20 protein-coding genes are annotated in these 20,540 nt (G+C 68.7%); 12 read left to right on the plus strand and 8 right to left on the minus strand.

Annotation, left to right across the window (positions count from 1 at the left end):
* Nucleotides 1-11 precede the first annotated feature (11 nt).
* On the minus strand, nt 12-386 hold the full coding sequence (locus tag AC07Q9_RS16255) for a hypothetical protein (protein ID WP_159276051.1): 375 nt from the start codon (nt 384-386) through the stop codon (nt 12-14).
* Nucleotides 387-548: 162 nt separating this feature from the next.
* Between AC07Q9_RS16255 and AC07Q9_RS16260 the strand changes: the two genes are divergently transcribed.
* On the plus strand, nt 549-1,226 hold the full coding sequence (locus AC07Q9_RS16260; RefSeq protein ID WP_489058799.1) for a heavy metal response regulator transcription factor: 678 nt from the start codon (nt 549-551) through the stop codon (nt 1,224-1,226).
* Complete coding sequence (locus AC07Q9_RS16265) at nt 1,223-2,551, plus strand: heavy metal sensor histidine kinase (protein WP_495300904.1); 1,329 nt, start codon at nt 1,223-1,225, stop codon at nt 2,549-2,551. Before AC07Q9_RS16260 ends, AC07Q9_RS16265 begins: the two co-directional genes overlap by 4 nt.
* Before the next feature lie 9 nt (nt 2,552-2,560).
* Here AC07Q9_RS16265 and AC07Q9_RS16270 read toward each other — a convergent pair whose 3' ends face one another.
* Nucleotides 2,561-3,811: a cation:proton antiporter gene (locus tag AC07Q9_RS16270; RefSeq protein ID WP_489058801.1), complete on the minus strand. Its 1,251-nt coding sequence runs from the start codon at nt 3,809-3,811 to the stop codon at nt 2,561-2,563.
* A 99-nt stretch (nt 3,812-3,910) separates the two neighbouring features.
* Nucleotides 3,911-6,235, minus strand: a complete 2,325-nt coding sequence (locus AC07Q9_RS16275) for a heavy metal translocating P-type ATPase (protein ID WP_495310722.1) — start codon at nt 6,233-6,235, stop codon at nt 3,911-3,913.
* A 70-nt stretch (nt 6,236-6,305) separates the two neighbouring features.
* Between AC07Q9_RS16275 and cadR the strand changes: the two genes are divergently transcribed.
* The 3 genes from cadR (at nt 6,306) to AC07Q9_RS16290 (ending at nt 9,318) form a co-directional block, all read left to right on the plus strand.
* Nucleotides 6,306-6,776 carry a Cd(II)/Pb(II)-responsive transcriptional regulator gene (gene cadR / locus AC07Q9_RS16280; protein WP_489058803.1) on the plus strand — a complete coding sequence of 157 codons (471 nt, stop codon included), beginning with the start codon at nt 6,306-6,308 and terminating at the stop codon, nt 6,774-6,776.
* A gap of 281 nt (nt 6,777-7,057) precedes the next feature.
* A complete protein-coding gene (locus tag AC07Q9_RS16285; RefSeq protein ID WP_495310723.1) occupies nt 7,058-8,305 on the plus strand; it encodes an acyl-CoA dehydrogenase family protein in 1,248 nt (415 codons plus the stop codon).
* 134 nt (nt 8,306-8,439) lie between these two features.
* Entirely contained in the window at nt 8,440-9,318 is an 879-nt protein-coding gene (locus AC07Q9_RS16290; protein ID WP_495310724.1) for a LuxR C-terminal-related transcriptional regulator, read from the plus strand.
* 61 nt (nt 9,319-9,379) lie between these two features.
* Here the strand turns inward: AC07Q9_RS16290 and AC07Q9_RS16295 are convergent, their stop codons facing one another.
* Together AC07Q9_RS16295 and AC07Q9_RS16300 are read right to left on the minus strand one after the other, a co-directional pair.
* Entirely contained in the window at nt 9,380-9,877 is a 498-nt protein-coding gene (locus AC07Q9_RS16295; RefSeq protein WP_495310726.1) for a RidA family protein, read from the minus strand.
* Nucleotides 9,878-9,890: 13 nt separating this feature from the next.
* Nucleotides 9,891-10,925: a quinone oxidoreductase family protein gene (locus tag AC07Q9_RS16300; protein WP_495310727.1), complete on the minus strand. Its 1,035-nt coding sequence runs from the start codon at nt 10,923-10,925 to the stop codon at nt 9,891-9,893.
* Nucleotides 10,926-11,045: 120 nt separating this feature from the next.
* Here AC07Q9_RS16300 and AC07Q9_RS16305 point away from each other — a divergent pair, with 120 nt between their 5' ends.
* The gene (locus AC07Q9_RS16305) at nt 11,046-11,471 is read left to right on the plus strand and encodes a winged helix-turn-helix transcriptional regulator (RefSeq protein ID WP_495310810.1); all 426 of its coding nucleotides are present in this window, start codon (nt 11,046-11,048) and stop codon (nt 11,469-11,471) included.
* A 28-nt stretch (nt 11,472-11,499) separates the two neighbouring features.
* Here the strand turns inward: AC07Q9_RS16305 and cysE are convergent, their stop codons facing one another.
* Nucleotides 11,500-12,387 (minus strand): serine O-acetyltransferase, encoded by an 888-nt coding sequence (gene cysE / locus AC07Q9_RS16310; RefSeq protein WP_495310728.1) that lies wholly within the window; start codon nt 12,385-12,387, stop codon nt 11,500-11,502.
* On the minus strand, nt 12,359-13,090 hold the full coding sequence (locus tag AC07Q9_RS16315) for an RNA methyltransferase (RefSeq protein ID WP_095949130.1): 732 nt from the start codon (nt 13,088-13,090) through the stop codon (nt 12,359-12,361). Before AC07Q9_RS16315 ends, cysE begins: the two co-directional genes overlap by 29 nt.
* 132 nt (nt 13,091-13,222) lie before the next feature.
* Here AC07Q9_RS16315 and AC07Q9_RS16320 point away from each other — a divergent pair, with 132 nt between their 5' ends.
* The 6 genes from AC07Q9_RS16320 (at nt 13,223) to AC07Q9_RS16345 (ending at nt 19,808) form a co-directional block, all read left to right on the plus strand.
* Entirely contained in the window at nt 13,223-14,275 is a 1,053-nt protein-coding gene (locus tag AC07Q9_RS16320; RefSeq protein ID WP_495310729.1) for an inositol monophosphatase family protein, read from the plus strand.
* Complete coding sequence (locus AC07Q9_RS16325) at nt 14,275-16,515, plus strand: FUSC family protein (protein WP_495310730.1); 2,241 nt, start codon at nt 14,275-14,277, stop codon at nt 16,513-16,515. The genes AC07Q9_RS16320 and AC07Q9_RS16325 overlap by 1 nt, the downstream gene beginning before the upstream one ends.
* Nucleotides 16,515-17,600 carry a mechanosensitive ion channel family protein gene (locus AC07Q9_RS16330; protein ID WP_495267605.1) on the plus strand — a complete coding sequence of 362 codons (1,086 nt, stop codon included), beginning with the start codon at nt 16,515-16,517 and terminating at the stop codon, nt 17,598-17,600. Before AC07Q9_RS16325 ends, AC07Q9_RS16330 begins: the two co-directional genes overlap by 1 nt.
* Nucleotides 17,601-17,800: 200 nt before the next feature.
* Nucleotides 17,801-19,012 carry a DUF6402 family protein gene (locus tag AC07Q9_RS16335; RefSeq protein ID WP_495310732.1) on the plus strand — a complete coding sequence of 404 codons (1,212 nt, stop codon included), beginning with the start codon at nt 17,801-17,803 and terminating at the stop codon, nt 19,010-19,012.
* Nucleotides 19,012-19,410 carry a hypothetical protein gene (locus AC07Q9_RS16340; RefSeq protein ID WP_495310733.1) on the plus strand — a complete coding sequence of 133 codons (399 nt, stop codon included), beginning with the start codon at nt 19,012-19,014 and terminating at the stop codon, nt 19,408-19,410. The genes AC07Q9_RS16335 and AC07Q9_RS16340 overlap by 1 nt, the downstream gene beginning before the upstream one ends.
* Nucleotides 19,411-19,424: 14 nt before the next feature.
* On the plus strand, nt 19,425-19,808 hold the full coding sequence (locus AC07Q9_RS16345) for a hypothetical protein (protein ID WP_495310734.1): 384 nt from the start codon (nt 19,425-19,427) through the stop codon (nt 19,806-19,808).
* Nucleotides 19,809-19,897: 89 nt separating this feature from the next.
* Here the strand turns inward: AC07Q9_RS16345 and AC07Q9_RS16350 are convergent, their stop codons facing one another.
* Nucleotides 19,898-20,284, minus strand: a complete 387-nt coding sequence (locus AC07Q9_RS16350) for a hypothetical protein (RefSeq protein ID WP_070063166.1) — start codon at nt 20,282-20,284, stop codon at nt 19,898-19,900.
* Between the last annotated feature and the right edge of the window lie 256 nt (nt 20,285-20,540).

The raw sequence follows: 20,540 nt of genomic DNA on the forward strand, positions 1-20,540 counted from the left end.
CTCTCGCCGAATCAGGCGGCGAGCAACCAGTCGGGGCGCACCGGCACTTCGGCGATGTGCGAAGCGAAGCGTTCGGTGGAAGCGGCGCGCAGCGGCTGCGAAGCCACGGGTGCCTGGGCCGGCAGCGCGGCGGCGGTGTCCGCATGCTGGGCCTGCCCGAAGTGGGCAACGATGCAATGGCCGACCGCCGCATTGGGCTGGCGGGTGCTGTCCTTCTTGGCGCCGTCGCCCGCGTGGGTGCGGTCGGTGCCACGCGGCTCGTCCTCGTGGTGGCCCCAGTGGCCGCTTCCCTTGTCGCCTTCGTGCAGGCAATAGGCTGCCGACACCGCCCAGCTGTACTGGAAAGGCAGGAGAAACAGCAGGAAAATGAGGAGCCAGCGGCGCATTGTTGACAAAAGTATATCGACGGGGCGTGACGCGCCGACCGAGAAAGGCCCTGCAAACCGAGGGCCCGGCCCACTGTATGACAGCGTGTCGGCGCTTTGTCCTTCAATAGGATTACTAAATCGTAACCAGCCTATCGAGAGGCCTTGGGTACGATCCGTACCATGCGAATTCTTGTCATCGAAGATGAGCCCAAACTGGGCGACTACCTCAAAAAAGGGCTGGAGGAGAACGGCTACGTCGTCGACATCGCCCGCGATGGCATCGAAGGCCGCTACCTCGCCACCGAGGGCGAGTACGCGCTGGTGCTGCTCGATGTGATGCTGCCCGGCATCGACGGCTTCGCCGTGCTGCAGGCCATTCGGCGCACGAAGAACGTGCCCGTGCTGGTGCTCACCGCGCGCGACAAGGTCGAAGACCGCGTGCAGGGCCTGCAGCAAGGCGCCGACGACTACCTGGTGAAGCCCTTCTCCTTCTCGGAGCTGCTGGCGCGCGTGCAGGCGCTGCTGCGACGCGGCAAGACGCAGGAGCCCACGGTGCTGCGCCTGGCCGACCTGGAACTCGACCTCGTCAGCCGCAAGTGCATGCGCAACCGCACACGGCTGGACCTCACGGCCAAGGAGTTCACGCTGCTGGTGGTTCTGCTGCGCCGGCGCGGGCAGATCCTGTCGCGCTCCACGCTCGCCGAGCAGGTGTGGGACATGAACTTCGACAGCGACACCAACGTGGTCGAGGTGGCCATCCGCCGCCTGCGCAGCAAGATCGACGACCCCTTCGATGTGAAGCTGCTGCACACCGTGCGCGGCATGGGCTACGTACTCGAGGACCGCTCCTGGGCATGAGCCCGAAGCCGCATTCGATCCAGAGCCGGCTCTCGTTCTGGTTTGCCGCGCAGACGCTGTTCGGCCTGAGCATCATCTGCCTGGCGATCTACTTCGTCACGGCCTGGAGCTTCGGCGCCAAGCAGCGCGACGCGCTCGACCAGAAGACGGTGCTCGTCGAGCACCTGCTCAAGGAGGCCGAGAAAGGCGGCGACCTCGTCTTTCTGCGCCACAAGCTCGACGACTTCTTCTCGATGCAGGACGACGTGACCCTGTCGATCGCGAACGCGGGCCACGAGCTCTTCCAATCGACACCCCCGCCGCAGGGCCGCTGGCTGCGGCGCGCCATCGTCGTGCCCTGGCAGAACGGCGACTTCCACACCAACCTGTCGGTGCAAGTCGGCGTGAACATCGCACAAGACACCCGGCTGCTCGAAAGGCTGGCCTGGACGCTGCTGGGCGCGGTGGTGCTCGGCACGGCGCTGGTGTCGCTCACCGGTACATGGCTCGTGCGACGCGGGCTGCGACCGCTGAAGGCGCTGGCCGAGCGCACCGCGGCCATCACGCCCGACCACGTCCACCAGTCCATCGACCCCGGCGCCTTCGCGGAAGAACTGCGCCCCTGGATCACGCAGTTCAACGCGCTGCTGGCGCGGGTGCAGCGCGCCTATGTGCAGCTGGAGTCGTTCAACGCCGACGTGGCGCACGAGTTGCGCACGCCGCTGGCCAACCTGTTGGGTTCCACCGAGGTGGCATTGACGCGCCCGCGCAGCAACGAGGAGCTGCAAAGCGTGCTGGCCTCCAACCTTGAAGAGATGGGACGGCTGTCGGGCATCGTGACCGACATGCTGTTTCTTTCGAAGGCCGACCGAGGCACCTCGGCGCGCTCGAAGGCGCCCGTGAATCTGGCGGACCAGGCGCGCGACGTGATCGACTTCTACGACGCCATGCTCGACGAGGCCGGCCTGCGCGCCGAAGTGCACGGCGAGGCCGTGGCGGAGGCGGACGCGGGGCTGATCCGGCGCGCCCTCTTCAACCTGCTGGGCAACGCGATCCGCTTTGCCGAGCCGGCCTCGACCGTGCGCATCGAGATTGCGGCGGGCCCCGGCGGAGAACACAACACCATCGCCGTGGTCAACCGCGGCGCGCCGATCGATCCCGAGGCATTGCCGCGCCTGTTCGAGCGCTTCTACCGCGCAGCCCAGGCGCGCGAAAGCTCCACGCGCCACCACGGGCTGGGCCTGTCGATCGTCGAAGCGATCGCGCGCATGCACGGCGGCGAGGTGTTCGCGTCGAGCCAGAACGGCGAGACGCGCATCGGCTTCAGCGTGCGCCGCAACGGCTGAAGTGCGGGCTCAGGACTCGGCGTGCGCCGTCTCGGCGGACCGGGCCTTGCGGCCGATGCACAGCGTCATCAGCGGCCCGGTCATCGCGGTGGTGGCCAGCGCCATCACCAGCAGCATGGTGAACAGCTCGGGGCCGATCAGGCCGACATCGAGGCCGATCTTCATGACGATGAGTTCCATGAGCCCGCGCGCGTTCATCAGCGAGCCGGTGGCCAGGCTGTCGCGCCAGCTGTAGCCGGCGATGCGCGCGCCCGCCGCGCCGCCCGCGATCTTGCCCACGGTGGCCACGCCCACGATCAGCAGCATCGCGCCCAGGCTCGCGCCCGAGAACGCGTTGGCCGTGGTGCCCAGCCCCGCGAGCGCGAAGAACAGCGGCATCAGCACGACGATGGAAATGGGCTCGATGCGCTCGCTCAGCGAGCGCAGCAGGCGGTCGTCGCGCGGCAGGCAGGCACCGAACAGGAAGGCGCCGAACACCGCGTGCAGGTGCAGCCATTCGGTCAGCAGTGCGCACAGCAAGAGGCCGATCATGAGCGAGGCCATCAGCGTGGTCGACGGCTCGCCGTCGGGCGCCTTCACGCGCAGCAGCCACGCAAAGGCCGGCTTCAGGCCGAAGAACAGGAAGGCCAGCAGCACCACCACGCCGACCGAAGTCTTGAGCAGGCCGGCATAGCCCTCGCCTGCGCCGATGGTCGCGACCACGAAAGCCAGCAGGATCCACGCGAACACGTCGACCACCGCCGCCGCGCTCAGCGAGAGCTGGCCGAAGGGCGTGCGCGTCATGCCGCGGTCTTTCAGGATGCGCGCCATCACCGGAAACGCCGTGATCGACAGCGCCGCCGCCATGAACAGCGCAAAGGGCCAGAAGCCCACGCCGGCCGGTGCGAGCGTGGGATGCAGCATCGGCGAGATCGCGATGCCCAGCACCACCGGCACCGCCACGCTCAGCACGCCCACCGCCCCGGCCGCCTTGAGCTGCGCACGCATGTTGCGCGTGGCGCGCAGCTCCAGCCCGACCACGAACATGAACAACACGAGCCCCACCGTCGCCAGCGACGACAGCCCCTGCAGCGACTCCTTGGCGAACAGCTGCACATGCAGCGACGGAAAGAGCAGCCCCATGACCGCCGGCCCGAGCATCAACCCCGCCGCCATCTCGCCCACCACGCTCGGCTGCCCCACATGGCGCAGCACCCAGCCGCACAGGCGTGCGGTGGTGAGGATGACGACGAGTTGCAGCAGGAGGGTGGTGACGGACATGGGCGGGGTCGCGGTGAAAGCGGGAACAACGGCCGATGTTAGTGCCATCGCCGCCGGTGCCGCACGCGCCCCCCGGGGGCTCTCAAGCCCCGCCCGAACTCACTCCTTGGGCATGCGCATCAGCCGCAACCCGTTCGCCACCACCAGCAGGCTCGCCCCCATGTCGGCAAACACCGCCATCCACATGGTCGCGCTGCCGAACACCGCGAGCACGAAGAACACGCCCTTGATGCCGAGTGCGAGGGTGATGTTCTGCCACAGCACCGCGTGCGAGCGGCGCGACAGGCGGATGGTCTCGGGGATGCGGCGCAGGTCGTCGTTCATGATGACCACGTCGGCCGCTTCCATCGCGGTGTCGGTGCCGGCGCCGCCCATGGCGAAGCCGATGTCGGCCTTGGCCAGTGCCGGGGCGTCGTTGATGCCGTCGCCGGTCATCGCGACGGCGCCGTAGCGTTGCTGCATCGCCTGGATGGCATCGAGCTTTTCTTCGGGCAGCAGGTTGCCGCGCACGTCGTCGATGCCGGCGTGCGCGCCGATGGTCTTCGCGGTGGCGGTGTTGTCGCCGGTGAGCATCACGGGCGTCACGCCCAGCGCGCGCAACTCGGCCACGGCGGCTTGCGACGAGGGCTTGATGGTGTCGGCCACTGCGAACAGCGCCAGCACCGACTTTTCAGATGCCAGCAGCGTCACGGTGCGGCCGGCTTCCTCGTGCCGCTTGAGTTCGGCTTCGAGTTCCGGCGAGCACAGGCCGCGCTCTTCGATCAGCCGGTGGTTGCCCAGCACGTAGCTCTGGCCCGCGTGCGTGGCCTGCACGCCGCGGCCGGGCAGCGCGGTGAAGTCACCGACTTCTTCGACCGCCCCACCCAGGCCTTGGGCGATGGCCTTCGACACCGGGTGGTCGGAACGGCCCGCGATGTTGGCGGCCAGCGCGTACACCGCGCCTTCATCGCCCGCAGCCTTGTCGATCAGCACCGACTCGACCAGCTTGGGCTTGCCTTCGGTGATGGTGCCGGTCTTGTCGAGCGCCACGGCCTTGAGCTTGCGCGCCTCTTCGAGGTAGGTGCCGCCCTTGATCAGGATGCCGCGCCGCGCGGCCGAGGCCAGCGCGCTCACGACCGTCACGGGCGTGGAGATGACCAGCGCGCACGGGCAGGCGATGACCAGCAGCACCAGCGCCTTGTAGATGGCCTGCACCCAGGTCCAGTCCAGCAGCCACGGCGTGAGCACCGCGATGCCCAGCGCCAGCACGAAGACGGTGGGCGTGTAGATGGCGGCGAACTTGTCGACGAAGCGCTGCGTGGGGGCGCGCGAACCCTGCGCCTCTTCGACCGCGTGGATGATGCGCGCGAGCGTGGTGTTGGCGGCCACGGCCGTCACGCGGAACACCAGCGCGCCGGTCTGGTTGATGGTGCCGGCAAACACCGCATCGCCCGCGGCCTTGTCGACCGGGATGCTCTCGCCCGTGACCGGCGCCTGGTCGATGGCGCTGGTGCCTTCGAGCACCACGCCGTCCAGCGGCACGCGCTCGCCGGGGCGGATGCGGGCCACGGCATCGAGTGCCACCGCGTCGGCGCGCACGGTCTGCCAGCTGCCGTCGGGCTGCCGCACCTCGGCCTGTTCGGGCGCGAGCGCGAGCAGGCTCTGGATGGCGTTGCGCGCGCGGTCGACGGCGCGGGCTTCGATGAGCTCGGCGATGGCGTACAGCGCCATCACCATCGCCGCCTCGGGCCACTGGCCGATGATGAAGGCACCCGTGACGGCGACGGCCATCAGCGCATTGATGTTGAGGCGCCCGCGCACCAGCGCGGCGAAGCCCTTCTTGTAAGTGTCCAGGCCGGCCAGCGCGATGGCCGCGAGCGCGAGCCCCATCTCGGCGGCCATGAAGCCCACGCCGTCGAGCGCGAGGAAGGACACGGTCTCGGCCGCGATGGCCAGCACCAGCGCGGCCACGAGGCGCGCCAGGCCGGTCGACATGCCGGCGAAGCGCGCGGGCTCCATCTTCTGTGCACCCGTGGTGGTCACCGGCTCGGGCTTGAAGCCAGCCTGGCGGATGGCGTCGAGCGCGGCGGGCAGCGCGCCGTCTTCGGTGGTGAGGGCCAGCGTGCGTTCGCCCAAACGGAAGCGCAGGCCCTTCACGCCCGCGACGGGCTCCAGGGCGCGGCGGATCTCGGACTCTTCCACCGCGCAGTCCATGGTGGGGATGCGAAACAGGACCGCGCCCTTCGGCAGGTCGGCCGGCTCGGCCGATGCCGGCGTACTGCCGCACACCGCGCTGCCGCAGCAGGCCGTTGCCGGCGCGGCGGGGGCGTGATCGTGCGAATGGTCGTGCCCATGGTCATGTCCATGGCTGTGTCCGTGGTCATGGTCGTGGTCATGCGGCGCTGCACGCGGCACCGGCTGATTCAGGGTGGTCTGATTCGTCATGCCTTCATTGGAAACCCTGAAGCAGGTGTAGAGTCAACCGTTGATTGCCACTTCCTTGAGATGCCGCATCATGAAAATCGGTGACCTGGCCAAGGCCACGAACACGCCGGTCGAAACCATCCGGTACTACGAGCGCGAGCAGCTGCTGCCCGCGCCCGCGCGCACCGACGGCAACTACCGCATCTACGACGACGAGCACACGCAGCGCCTGGGCTTCATCCGCCGCTGCCGCTCGCTGGACATGACGCTCGACGAGATCCGCAGCCTGCTGAAATTCCGCGATGCGCCGCAGGAGGACTGCGGCGAGGTGAACCAGCTGCTGGACGACCACATCGGCCACGTGGCCTCGCGCATCGCCGAGCTGAAGACGCTCGAAAAGCAGCTGAAGGCGCTGCGCCTGCAGTGCGGCGGCCCCGAATCGGCGAGCGCCTGCGGCATCCTGCAGGAGCTGGACACCGCCGCACTCTCGCCCGAGACCTTCGGCCAGCACGCGGGGCACGTGCACGGCACGCTGCACGGCGCCTCCGCCAAGCGCTCCTGACGTCGGGCCCGGCGCCACGCTGGGCGATGCGGGGGCGTGCTTCGCCGCCGTTGATCGAACTTCAATGGTTCGTGTGAGGGCTGTGTGGCCGGGCTCCGCGCGAATGCACACGCGTGTCCGCACTGACACGCATCTCCTCAGACAGGGCCTGACGCGCCCGCCGGCATCGCGAATGTTCGCGAAGGCGGTGCGGCCGACCCCGGCAGACAATTCCGCCGACCCGGCGCATCCGCCCTGCGACCCTGGGGCCGCGAGCCGGACAGACCTACAACGGAGACACCATGCCGATCGACTTCACCCTCACCCCCGCGCAGCGCGAGTTGCAACTGTCGGCTCGCCGTTTCGCGCGCAGCGTACTGACCGAAGTCGCTCCGGCCACGCGCCACCTGCCCACGCCGCTGGCGCGCTTCGTCGCCACGCGTCCGTTCTACGAGAAGCTGGTGAAGGCCGGGTTCCTGCGGCGCATCATCCCGATGCCGTTCGGCGGCGAAGGCACGGGCATGCTGGACATGGCCGTGGTGGCCGAAGAGTTCTATCGCGTCGATCCCAACGTGTCGCTCACGATGTTCGCCACGCTGCTGGGCCTGCTGCCCGTGACGATCGGCGGTTCGCCCGAGCAGCAGAAGGCCTTTCTCGGGCCATTCCTGGAAGGCTCCGGTGCGCCATTGGCCGCCCTGTGCAACAGCGAGCCCGGCGGCAGCGCCAACTTCGATAGTGCAGCCCCTGGCGAAGGCACGCGCACGCGCGCCCGGCTCGAGGGCGGGCAGTGGGTCATCGACGGCACCAAGCAGTGGATTTCGAGCGCAACCGGATGGGACGAGCAAGGCGCCGACCTGCTGTGCGTGGTGTGCCGCACCGACCCCGACGCGCCGCCCGACAGCGGGCTGTCGGTGCTGGTCGTGCCGCGGCCCGAGGGCGGCATCGTGGTGGAGCGCTACCACGATTCGATGGGCCATCGCGCGCACCTCACGCCCCGCTTTCGCCTCGAGGGCGTGCGCACCGCGCAGGCCAACGTGCTGGGCCCGGTGGGCAGCGGCAAGGGCCTGGTGGCCGCCAGCTTCTCGGCGACGGCGGCGCTGGTCGGCGTGTTCGGCACGGCCCTGATGCAGGGGGCCTTCGATTTCTCCTTGCACTTTGCCAAGACCCAATGCCGCAGCGGCGCCCTGCCGATCATCGAGCACCAGGCCGTCGGGTATGCGCTGGCCGATGCCAAGACCGCCATCGAAGCCTCGCGCTACCTCAACTGGCGCGCGTGCCACGCGCTGGACACGCAATCGCCCGCGGCACTGGAGCTGGCGCTGCAGGCCAAGATCTACGGCTCCGAGACCGCGGTGCGCGTGATCACCGACCTGATGCGCGTGGTGGGCATCGACAGCTACGACCACGACCTGCCGCTGGCCGGCATGCTGCAAGACGCCCTGGTGCTCCCGCTGTTCGACGGCGGCAACATGGGCGTGCGCCGGCGCCAGCTGCACGAGCTGCTGCGCTCGCCGGACTACGACCCGCTGACGGCCAGCGGTGCGGCGTGACGGTCGCAGGGCCGACGCTCGCCTGAACGGCGGCAGCGTCGCGGGTCCACTCCGGCGTGCCATCGGACGCAGGCCCCTTCCGTCCGGGGACGCCCGGCCGTAGCATTCGACCTCCGCACTGCAGCCCGGCCCCCATGCTCGAAGACCACGACATCCTTGTGCTTCAACGCCAGCTCCGGCGGCGCCTGTTCGAAGGCGAGCGCGCGATCACCTGGCGACCGGGCCGCGAGCTGGCCGCGCAGCTGCTGCTGTACCTGGACGACCCGCAGGCCTGCTGGCGCATCTCGGTGCAATGGCTGCGCGACACGCTCGACGCCGACCGCGTCGACGCCGGCTTCGGCGGCTATGTCGACGCCAGCGGCCGCCTGCATGACTACGTGGTCGCGGCCGAGGTGCAGCGCCCGTCGCAACCACTGCCTGCGGTGATCGGCCTGCGCTTCAGCGCCGCCAACCCGGGCATCCGCGCCGTCTGGAGCGGCAGCGGCATCGCCCCCATCATCGACGTGTCGCAGGAGCGCAGCTTCACGCAGGAGTTGCGCGCCACGCTGCTGCAGGCCGGCACGGCCTCGAAGCTGGCGGTTCCCGTGCACGACGAAGACCGGCCGGTGGGCATGATCTGCGCCGACTGGCACCACAGGGCCCCGCGCTGGAAGCACGCCGTGTGCGACGAGTTGCCGGGCCTGGCCCGCACCGCGCTGGGCCCGCTGCTGAGCGCCGCCCATCGGTTCGCGCAGGCGCAGAGCGAGCGGGCGGGCGCCATGGACAACACGGCGAACCTCGCGGCGCTGACGCCGGCGGAGCTGAAGGTGGCGAAGCTGAAGGTGGCGAAGCTGGCGGCCGGCGGCCTGAGCTACAAGGAAATCGCGCGCCAGCTGGACCGATCGCTCTCCACGATCGACCACCAGCTGCGCAGCATCCGCGAGAAGCTCGGCACGCGCTCGACGGCGCGCCTGGTGCACATGCTCAGCGAACTGAACACGTCGGCGACGGGCCGCTCGGCACCGCTTCAATGAGTGAGGCGTGGGGGGATGAGCACCGCCGAACACCGGGGCGGCGTCAGCGGTGTCGGCAACCTCAGCGACGTGAGGGTTCCACTTCAAGGGTCAGGGTCACGGCCACCGGCAGGTTGCCCGGCAGGTTGCGCACCCCGCACACCGACCGCGCATGGCCCGCGCGCGTGTCGAACAGGCTGGCCAGCAATTCGGAGGCGCCGTCGAGCACCTGCGGGTGCTGGGTGAACGACTGCACGCAGGCGACATGGCCTTCGAGCCGCACGATCTGCCGCACCCGTTGAAAACCGCCCAGGTGCAGGCGCACCTGGGCCAGCGCATTGAGCACCGCCAGCCGGGCCGCCTGGCGGCCTTCTTCCAGCGTCAGCTCGGCGCCGAGCAGCCCGCGCGGCAGCGGATGCCCCGCGACCACGGGCCCCTGCATGGAGACATGCAGCAGGCCCGCCGCCTCGATCACTGCGCGGTAGGCACCCAGCGGCGATGGCGGTTCGGGCAGGACAAGGCCCAGGGCCTGCAGCCGCTGCAGCACCTCGTCGTCCCCGGTCGCACGCGAAGCGTCCATGGCGCGCCCCGCTTCAGCTCGCCCACGGCTGCAGCACGATGCTGCCCCGCGCCTCGTTGGCCGCGATGCGCCGGTGCGCTTCGCCAGCCTGAGAAAGCGGCAGCACGCTGTCGATCTGCGGACGAATCTGGCCCAGCCGAATCGCGTCGAGCCAGGCGGCGAAGTCTTCGATGTCGCCCACCAGCGTGCCGCGCAGTTGCTGCTGGGCGAAGAAGAAACTGCGGATGTCGAAGTGCACGTCGGTGCCCGCCATGAACCCCATCGCCACCACGATGCCCATGGGCTTCACGGCCGCGAGGGTCTTCGACAGCACATCGCCGCCGAGGTTGTCGATTGCGACATCGACCCCCTGCCCGCCGCTCCAGGCGCGCACGGGCTCGACGAAGTCCTGCGTGCCGGTGTCGATCGCCAACTCGGCGCCCAGGCGCAGGGCCAGTTCGGCGGAGGCTGCGTTCTGCACCGTGGTGACGACGCGCGCACCCAGCGCGCGGGCGACCTGGATGCTCATCATGCCGGTGCTCGACGCGCCGGCATGCACCAGCACCCGGTCGCCGGCCTTGACCTCGCCGACGACCTGCACCGCGCGGATCGCGATCAGCAGCGAGACCGGCAGCGCGGCCATCTGCTCGGCGGGCAGGCCGGTGGTGTCGCGCAGCAGCCAGTGCTCGGGCACGACGATGTACTGGGCATAGGTGCCCGGCATGTGAATGCCGGGAATCGCATAGCTGGCCGCCGCCGTGACCGGGCGGGTGTTCCACTGCGCCGGGTCGGTCGGGTAGCCGGGCATGGCGATCACGCGCTCGCCCACCGCGAAGCGCGAAGCGCCGGCGCCCAGTGCGGCGACCTCACCCACCGCATCCGAACCCAGGATGTGCGGGAACGGCAAGGCCGGGGCGATCTGGCCCAGACGCACATAGTGATCCAGTCGGTTGACGCCGACGGCCAGCACCTTGACCAGGACTTCGCCCGGTCCCGGCACCGGCGTGGCGACCTCTTCGAGTTGGATCTGATCGGGGTCGCCGAAGGATCGGATGACGGCTGCTTTCATGAAAATCTGCTCCTGTCGTGTGGCGGGCACCATGCCTCGCAACGAAACAGGAATGGTAGATTTCACATCACCAATGCGGAAGTAGTGACGTAAAAGTGCGATAGGGATAAAAAAGTGACCATGAAGAACCGGATGAACCGTGCGGGCCGTGTCCCGCGCGTCGCGGCGCCGCCCGGCGACACGTCGTTCGTCCTGCGCGAGGACTGTGCGCAGCGGCGCATCCACTACGTCCTGAACGGCAAGTGGACCTCGATGGTGCTGTACGCCCTCAGCCACGGCGCGATGCGCACCGGGCAGCTGGAGCGCGCCCTGCCGGGCATCTCCAAGAAGATGCTGACCCTGACCCTGCGCGAGGCGGAGGCGGGCGGCCTGGTCCACCGCGAGGTGTTCCAGGTGGTGCCGCCGCGCGTGGAGTACGCGTTGACGCCGCTGGGCGAGGTCTTCGTCGAGCCCTTGCGCGCGCTCTATGGCTGGGCGCTGGACCACGGCGATGCGCTGGACCAGCTGGAAGACAACCTGCGGCGAGACAGGGCCTCGCCCGCCTGAACGGCAGCAGCGCCCCTGCGCCCCTCTTCTACTTGCCGATCAGCTGCGTGAGCTTGTCGGCCTCGAACGACTCGCCGCGCGCCGCGTCGCCCGGCACGCAGTCCTTGGTGCCCGGCTGCGCCGACAGCTTCTCGATGGCCTGCCACAACAGCGCGATCTGGTGCTCCTGGCTCGAGGCGTTGTCGATCAGGCCGCGCATGGCCTGGCTCAGCGGGTCGTCGTCCTGCGTGATGCCGTAGGCCGAGAACTTCTGCGGCGCGGCCACGTCGGCGCTCTCGCCCTCCTTCGACGGGATGATGCGCGCCGGAATGCCCACCGCGGTCGCCCCGGCCGGCACCGGCTTGATGACCACCGCGTTGGAGCCGATCTTGGCGCCGTCGCCGACGACGAAGCCGCCCAGCACCTTGGCGCCCGCGCTGACCACCACGTTCTTGCCCAGCGTCGGGTGGCGCTTGGTGCCCTTGTAGAGCGAGGTGCCGCCCAGCGTCACGCCCTGGTAGATGGTGCAGCCGTCGCCGATCTCGGCGGTTTCGCCCACCACCACGCCCATGGCGTGGTCGAAGAACACGCGCTCGCCGATCTTGGCGGCCGGGTGGATCTCGATGCCCGTGAACGCGCGCGCGCAGTGCGCGATGAAGCGGGCCGGCCACTTGAAACCGTGGGTCCAACAGGCGTGCGCCCAGCGGTGCAGCACCACGGCATGGAAGCCGGGGTAGACCGTGATCACTTCCCAGGCGCTGCGGGCGGCCGGGTCGCGTTCGAGGATGCACCGGATGTCGGCGCGCAGTCGAGAGAACATCGCTGCCTTTGTTGTCGTTATATCGATAGGGGCCGGGCAGTCTAAAGCCGGGCGTCTTCGCTTACGCGCGATGGGGTTTTGTGACGGTTCAGCTGCCGCGCGGGCCGCGCGTGGCATCGCTCATGGCCTTGGCGATGCCGCGCAGGATGTGGATTTCCTCGGGCGTGGGCTGCGCGCGGTTGAACAGCTGCTGCAGCCGCGGCATGAGCTTCTTGGGCGCCGCCGGGTCGAGAAAGCCGATGTCCACCAGCGAGCGTTCCCAGTGGTCGAGCATGCCGGCCACGGCCTGCGCGTCGGCCGCCTGCACCGGCGCGATGGCCTCGCGCACGCCGTAGCCGCCCAGCGCCAGGCGCCATTCGTAGGCCACCACCTGGATCGCCGCGCCCAGGTTCAGCGAGCCGAACTTCGGATCGGTCGGGATGCTCAGGGCCACGTTGCAGCGGTAGACGTCCTCGTTGCGCATGCCGAAGCGCTCGGAGCCGAACAGGAAGGCCACGTGCTGGTCGCCCTGCTTGCCCAGCGGTTCCAGGTGCTCGCGCGGCGTGCGCGTGGGCGGGCCGAAGTCGCGCGGGATCATGGCCGTGGCGCACAGGTGGGTCACGCCGTCGAGGGCTTCATCGAGCGTTTCGACGATGCGGGCGTTGTTCAGCACGTCCAGGGCGCCGCTGGCGCGCTGGATGGTTTCCTCGCGCCGCAGCACGTTGGCCCAGCGCGGCGCGACCAGCACCAGGTCGTCGAAACCCATGGTCTTCATGGCGCGGGCGGCGGCGCCCACATTGCCGGCGTGGCTGGTCTGGATGAGGATGAAACGGGTGCGCATGACGGGTGGGGAAGACACAAACGGGCTGAGCCGGTAAAATGCCCGATTCTCGCCGCCCGCATCGCCGGACCGCAGGGTCGCCCAGATTGCATTCTTGGGGACCTCTCCCACCCGTTCTTCTCACAATCCAGAATGTCGTCCCCCAACCTGCATCCCATGCTCAATGTGGCCGTCAAGGCCGCACGCGCCGCCGGCGCCATCATCAATCGCGCTGCCCTCGACGTCGAGGCCGTGCGCATCTCCCAGAAGCAGGTCAATGACTTCGTCACCGAAGTCGATCACGCCAGCGAGAAGGTCATCATCGAGACCTTGCTGGGCGCGTACCCGGGGCACGGCATCCTGGCCGAAGAATCGGGCACCGAATACGGAGCCAAAGACTCCGAGTTCGTCTGGATCATCGATCCGCTCGACGGCACCACCAACTTCATCCACGGCTTCCCGGTCTACTGCGTGTCCATCGCGCTGTCGGTGCGCGGCAAGATCGAGCAGGCGGTGGTGTACGACCCCTCGCGCAACGACCTGTTCACGGCCACCAAGGGCCGCGGCGCCTACATGAACGAGCGCCGCATCCGCGTGTCCAAGCGCGTGAAGCTCAGCGAGTGCCTCATTTCCACCGGCTTCCCGTTCCGCACCGGCGACAACTTCAAGCAGTACCTGGCCATCATGGCGGACATGATGCCCCGCATGGCCGGCCTGCGCCGCCCCGGCGCCGCCGCGCTCGACCTGGCCTACGTGGCCGCCGGCTTCACCGACGGCTTCTTCGAAACCGGCCTGAACCCCTGGGACGTGGCCGCCGGCTCGCTGCTGGTGACCGAGGCCGGTGGCCTCATCGGCAACTTCACGGGCGAACCCGACTTCCTCGACCAGCGCGAATGCCTGGCCGGCGCCCCGCGCGTGTACGGCCAGCTGGTGCCGTTGCTCGCCAAGTACTCCAAGTTCGCCAACGTGGACGACAAGCTGCGCGCCAGCGACCGCGTGCGCGCCGTGTCGGCCTCGACCCGCTCGACGCCCGACGACGCCTCGGTCGACCTGTACGCCCGCAGCACCGTGACCGACCAGACGGCCGCCCCGCTCGACGGCAGCGTTGAAGCCCCTGCGGCTGCACCCGCCGCGCCGGCCGCCCCGCGCAAGCTCACCCGCATCAAGCGCGAGGCGCCCGCCGAGGGCGACGCCTCCGCCAAGTGATGACGGGGCCGGGTGCCGCCGCGCGGGTTCGTGCGGCGTTGCGCATTGCGCTGAGCCACTACGTCGCGAGCGGGCTCACCGTCGCGCTCGGCCTGCTCGTGATCTCGGGCGGGGTGCACCTGTGGCTGGGCACCCTGGCCGCCTCGGCCGCCGCCACCGGCGTGATCGTCACGGCGCCGCCCGACCTGCCCGGCCCGCGCCGCGGCAAGTTCCTGCAGATGCTGCCGGCGCCGCTCATCGGGCTGCCGCTGTTCTTCGCGGTGCAGATGCTGCACGGCGCACCGATCCGCCTCGGGCTGCTGCTGGTGCCCGCCACCTTCATGGCCTTCGTGGCCATGGCCTGGGGCAAGCGCGGCATTCCCATCGCCATCGCGGTGATGTTCTCGATGATCTTCTCCATGGCCACGCCAGCCCCCGCCGGGCTGTCCGACGCCATCGCACGCACCACCGAGTTCGGCCTGGGCGCCGGCCTGTACGTGGTGTGGGCCACGCTGGCCAACCTGCTGCTCAACGGGCGCTTTCGCACCCAGTCGATCGCCGACGTGCTGTTTTCGCTGGCCGCGCTCATGCGCACCGAGGCCAGCCAGTTCACGCCGCAGGACGAAACCCGCGACATCCGCGACACCCCTGCCTCGCTGCTGGGCCAGCTGCTGCGTGAGCAGGCCGCGCTGGCCGACCAGCTGCAGGCCACGCGCGACATCGTGCTCGAGTCGCCGCGCACGCCGCGCCGCCAGCGGCTGGCCGGCATGCTCATCATCGTGCTCGAGATGCGCGACCAGCTGCTCGCCAGCGAACTCGACCTGGACGTCCTGCGCGCCCATCCGTCGCACGCGCAGGCACTGGTCGAGATGCGCCGCATCCTCGAAGAGCTGGCCGACGAAACGACGGCGCTGGCCGATGCGCTGCTCATGCGCCGCCACCCCGCCGCCGTGGCCGACCGCCGCCCGCGACTGGCCGCGATCCACGTGACGGCGGACGACGAAGACACGCACGGCCAGATGGGCCCGTCGGCCGCCATGCTCGCGCGCGGGCTGGCCAGCCGCATCGGCCACATCAACGACGAGGTGCTGCGCCTGGCGGCCATGGCGCGCGGCGACGCCGAGCCCAACCTGGCCGTGGTGCGCGCCAACTGGCAGCTCTTCGTGAGCCCGACCGACTGGTCGCTGCGCCCCTTCCTCGCGCTGTGGCGCTGGGACGCGCCGCCGCTGCGCCACGCCATTCGCGCCGCGCTGGCCATCGCGGCCGGCTACGGCATCGCCGTGTCGATGCCCTGGGGATCGCACGACTACTGGATATTGCTGACCATCGTGGTCGTGCTGCGCGGCAGCCTCTCGCAGACGCTGGAGCGGCGCAACAGCCGGGTCGCCGGCACGCTGCTGGGCTGCGTGCTCGCGGTGGGCCTGTTGTCGGCGCACCCGTCGGCGCTGATGCTGCTCGTGACCGTGACCATCGCGCAGGCCATTGCCCACAGCTTCGCGGTGCGGCGCTACCTCGTCACCGCCGTGGCCGCCACCGTGCTGGGCCTGCTGCAGGCCCACATGCTGAACACCGGCACCGCGCCCATCTTTGCGCTGTTCGAGCGCATCGCCGACACGCTCATCGGCGCCGCGCTGGCCTGGGGCTTCTGCTACGTGCTGCCCTCGTGGGAGCGCACGCAGATTCCCGCGCTGGTGGCGCGCGTGCTCACCGCGCAGGCGCGCCATGCGCGGCTCGCGCTCGGCCTGGGCCAGCTGCAGGCCATCCAAAGCAGCCCCGAACTCGAATGGCGGCTCGCGCGCCGCGAGGCCTACGACAGCCTCTCGGCGCTCGTGCAGGCCACGCAGCGTTCGCTCTCCGAACCGCGCGCCGTGCAGCCGCCGCTCGAACCGCTGGAGCATCTGCAGGCCCACAGCTACCAGCTGCTCGCGCAGCTCAGCGCCGTGAAGTCGATGCTCGTGCTGCGGCGCGACCGCCTCACGCCGGGCGACATCGAAGGCCCGCTCGTGCGCACCGCGCAACGCATCGAGGCCGCCCTGGGAACCATTCCGATCGCAGGGCCCTCTCACCCCGAGAGCACGGGGGCCACCACCGTCGGCGGCCCCATTCCACTGCCTGACCCGTTCGACAACGACATCAGCCCCTGGCTGGTGCGCCGGCTCGACCTCGCCACGGCGCTCGCCACGCAGCTGCGCGACGACGCAGCGCGCATTCTTCAACCACTGAACGACACCACCCCAGAAGCAAAGACCACCCCCGCCTGATGACCCAAGAGCTCCTCGCACACCCCTGGTTCGGCACCTGGATTGCCGCCCTGATCGCCGCGCCCCTCGCCCTTCTCGCCCACCGCATCGGAGGCATGGTCCTCAGGCGGATCACCCGCCCGGCGCCCGCCGTGCATGCGATGGTGCTCAACTGCACCGCCCCCGCGCGGCTGGTGCTGCCGCTGGCGGCGCTCATGATGGTGTGGCAGGCGGCGCCGGACGACCTGCGCTTCATCGGCAGCGTGCGGCATCTCACGGGGCTGCTGCTCATCGCGGCCAGCACCTGGTTCGTGCTCAAGGCCATCAGCGGCTTTGCCGACGGCGTGCTCGCGCAGCACCCTTCGGACATCTCCGACAACCTGCAGGCGCGCCGCGTGCTCACGCAGACCCGCGTGCTCGCGCGCACCGCCATGTCGGTCGTCGTCGTGGCCGGCGGCGCCATGATGCTCATGACCTTCCCCGGCGCGCGCCAGGTCGGCGCCAGCCTGCTGGCCTCGGCCGGCGTGATCGGCATCGTGGCGGGTCTGGCGGCCAAGCCCGTCTTCAGCAACCTCATCGCCGGCCTGCAGATCGCGCTGTCGCAACCGATCCGCATCGACGACGTGCTCGTGGTCGAGGGCGAATGGGGCCGCGTCGAGGAAATCACCGGCACCTTCGTGGTCGTGCGCATCTGGGACGACCGGCGCCTGATCTTGCCGCTCACCTACTTCATCGAGAAGCCGTTCCAGAACTGGACCCGCCACTCGGCCGAACTGCTCGGCTCGGTCTTCTTCTACCTGGACTACGGCACCCCGCTGGCGCCGCTGCGCGCCGAGGTCGAGCGCCTCGTGAAGGCCGCGCCCGAATGGGACGGCCGCTTCTTCAACCTGCGCGTGACCGACGCCACCGAACGCACCATGCAGGTCCGCGTGCTCTGCACCGCCGCCACCTCCGGCCTGGCCTTCGACCTGCGCTGCTACGTGCGCGAAGGCGTCATCGACTTCATGCAGCGCGAGTACCCGCAGTTCCTGCCGAAGATGCGCTTCGAGGGCAACGATCCGGCGATGGGGCAGCCGGCGGTGATGCAGGGCGCGACGGCGGGCTGAGAGGCCAAGCGGCCGGGAATACCTCGCTGAGGGTGGGCAACGGCAAACATCGCGCCGCGCCCTCAAAGTCGATCGGATTCCACGAAAAGGACTTTTCTCCGCGAGCCGGAAAGCGCCGAAAGAGGCGCCATGCATTGACCATCCCTGTCTGCCGAAACGACGCACATCAGCGCTCGAAGGCAGCAGGGAGGATCCAGACAATGCCATCGCTCGCAGGCGAGAAGATCGACTTTCGCAAGTCGAACAATTTCATGCGCTCCTGGTCGCCGCAGACCGGCGAGATCTGTCGCGAGGACATCGCGCTTTCCACGAGCCGGGCGCCCCCACCCGTGCGGGGCCGGCCTGCAGCAGCCCCGTCAGTGCGGAAATCGGTGGAGGTGCCTGCACGGAGGACCGCCAAGCAAGACCCCTACGTCAACACGGTGCGCGGAGCGATCCACGCCGCCGAGGCAGTGTCGAATGCCGTGGGCAGCGTGCGGCACTGGCTGAACTCACCGCCTGCGCCCCCGCCTCCTCCAAAAGAAAAACCGAAGCCTGTCCAGACCGTCCCGCCGTTCGACATCCAGGACATCCCCGGCGCGATGCGCAAGATCGGCGCGCCGGTCGGCGCCGACTTGATGGACAAGTGGTTTGCGGGGGCGTTGAACTATCCGCCCACGCCGGCTGAGGAACAAAACGGCATCAACCAGAACGGCGTGCCCTATCCGCCGGGCATGTTCGACACGACCTCCGTCAAGATCGACTGGGTGCTGAAATTTGCCAGGGCCCAAAAGGGACTGGCCCACCTGATGTCCCAACTTGAGACCCCGAGGGCGCGGGATGCGATGGCGAAGAAGCTGCGGCCGTACCGCAATCGGCTGGACATTCGGCCTTGGCTGGAATGCAAGAGCGACATCGTGAGGTTTCACAAGGATTTCCAGTTTCAACAGTCGCCTGTCGAGGGCACTCTCAGTCAGAAATTGACGCAGTTCATCACGCAGTCCCTTTTCAACGCGGGCCTTCCGGATGACCTGACATGCGCCTTGGGCTCCTTCAACCTCTACGCGGCGGTCTCACAGGCCTGGTTCGATCACAAGAACAAGTCGGCCGTCGTGACCCACATCTCCGTCTACGTGAAGGACAACTTCACATTCACGGATGAGGCGGGCCATGCCTCGCAATACCTTGGCCACTGGAGTCGCAGCCATGTGGCGATCGTCCCGGCCCATCAGACTGCGGCGATGGTGAACATCGGGTGGCTCGACTATCCAGTCGCGCAAGGCGACGTGCATGCCAAGGACGCCGTGCTGTACCCGGTCAAGAACTCGGACTTTCGCGCGTGGCAACGCAAACACAACCAGGGCGGCGACTTCATCATCTACACCGACATGGTCACGCTAAAACTCGACACGCCGATCACGGTGGCTTTGTGATGCCCGACTTCCACGCCATGTGCCGACGAGGCGCCCGCATCCTTCGATGGACGCTCTTGATCGCCATCCTTCTCCTTGGTATCAAGTACTGTTTCGAGGCAAGGGCCCGTGTCCGCGCCGACACCAATCCCGACGGGTGGTGGAGCAGTGTTTCAGATGTCCAGGACGGGGCCTACACGGCCAGGCGCGCCTTCGTCAGCAACGACACGATTCTTCTGCGGCTCTATCGCACAGGCGATCCGACGTTGCTCGCTGAGCGCAGCTACCAGAAGCATGGTGTCGAGATCCTTTGGACAGAACACGAGTTGATCTACGACACCGCAGACGACTCCTACCTGGGCGGCGGAATCAAGCTTCCGCCCACCCGCCTCGACCGCTTTTTGGCAAGACTGCCTTGAGAGACGCTCGCGTCATGCTCCGCCGAAGCGCTCACATCCTTCGATGGACGCTTTGCATCGCCATCCTTCTCTTTGGCATCAAGTACTGCTTCGAGGTGAAGGCCCGCGTCCGTGCCGACAACCATCCCGACAGGTGGTGGAGCGAGGTGTCGCCAATTCAGAACGGGGCCTACACGGCGAGGCTCGCCTTCGTCAGCCGTGACACGATCCTGCTGAGGCTCTATCGCACGGGTAGTCCCACGCTGCTCGCGGAGCGCACCTACAAGGAGCACGGCGTTGCGCTTCGTTGGACGGACGACGGGTGGTTGATCTACGACACCTCCGACACTTCCTATGACGAAGGCTCCATCCATCTCCCGCCCACACGCCTCGACAACTTGCGGGCCAAGCTGCCCTGAGGCCGGAAAGTTTTCTGCGCCGAGGTTGACCGCATCCACCAAGGCAGCGGCGCTGGCCGTCTACAGACCAACGCCGCCTTTCTTCTCCCCTACCGCGCAGGCGCCGCCGCCGGCAGCACCATCGGCGCCCCCAGCCGCGAGGCGCGCTCCCAGCCCGGTTGCGACTGCGCGCGCTCCAGCTCGGCCACCACCTCCGCGCGCGTGCGGGGCTGCGTGGCCTTCACGGGGATCGGGGCGCCCCAGCGCAGCACGCCGGCCCACTCGGGGCTCTGCTGCGCGGCGCGCAGTTCGGCCACCACCTGGGCGTCGGTCTTGCCCGGGCCGGCGTTTTCGGGGTGCTCCTTGATGCCGGCTTCGGTCGCCGCGAAATGCGCCGGCCCCTCGACGTGCTGCTGGCTGGTTTGTGCGCCAGCCACCAGCGGGAGCGCTGCGGCGGCCATCGCCGCCAGTGCAAAGGCCATCTTCCTGTTCGTCATGTGTCATCTCCTTCGTTGAACGCCGAAGAGGACCACCCGCTTCGGCGATGGCGGTTTTGCTTCGCCATGCCGACACGCTAGAAATTCGGACCGTCGCAGCGCGAACGGTTCAATTACAAAAACGACAGGATGAAGACCAATTCATCAATTCCCTACAAGGGGCAAGCGGAGCTTTCCAATTCGTAACCCGGCTGCACGGAAAACGTAATTGAAAAAGGTGGTTTCGGTCTTTTCCTGTCGCAATCGATCGATATGA

The sequence above is a fragment of the Variovorax sp. GW821-FHT09A10 genome, assembly GCF_059418385.1.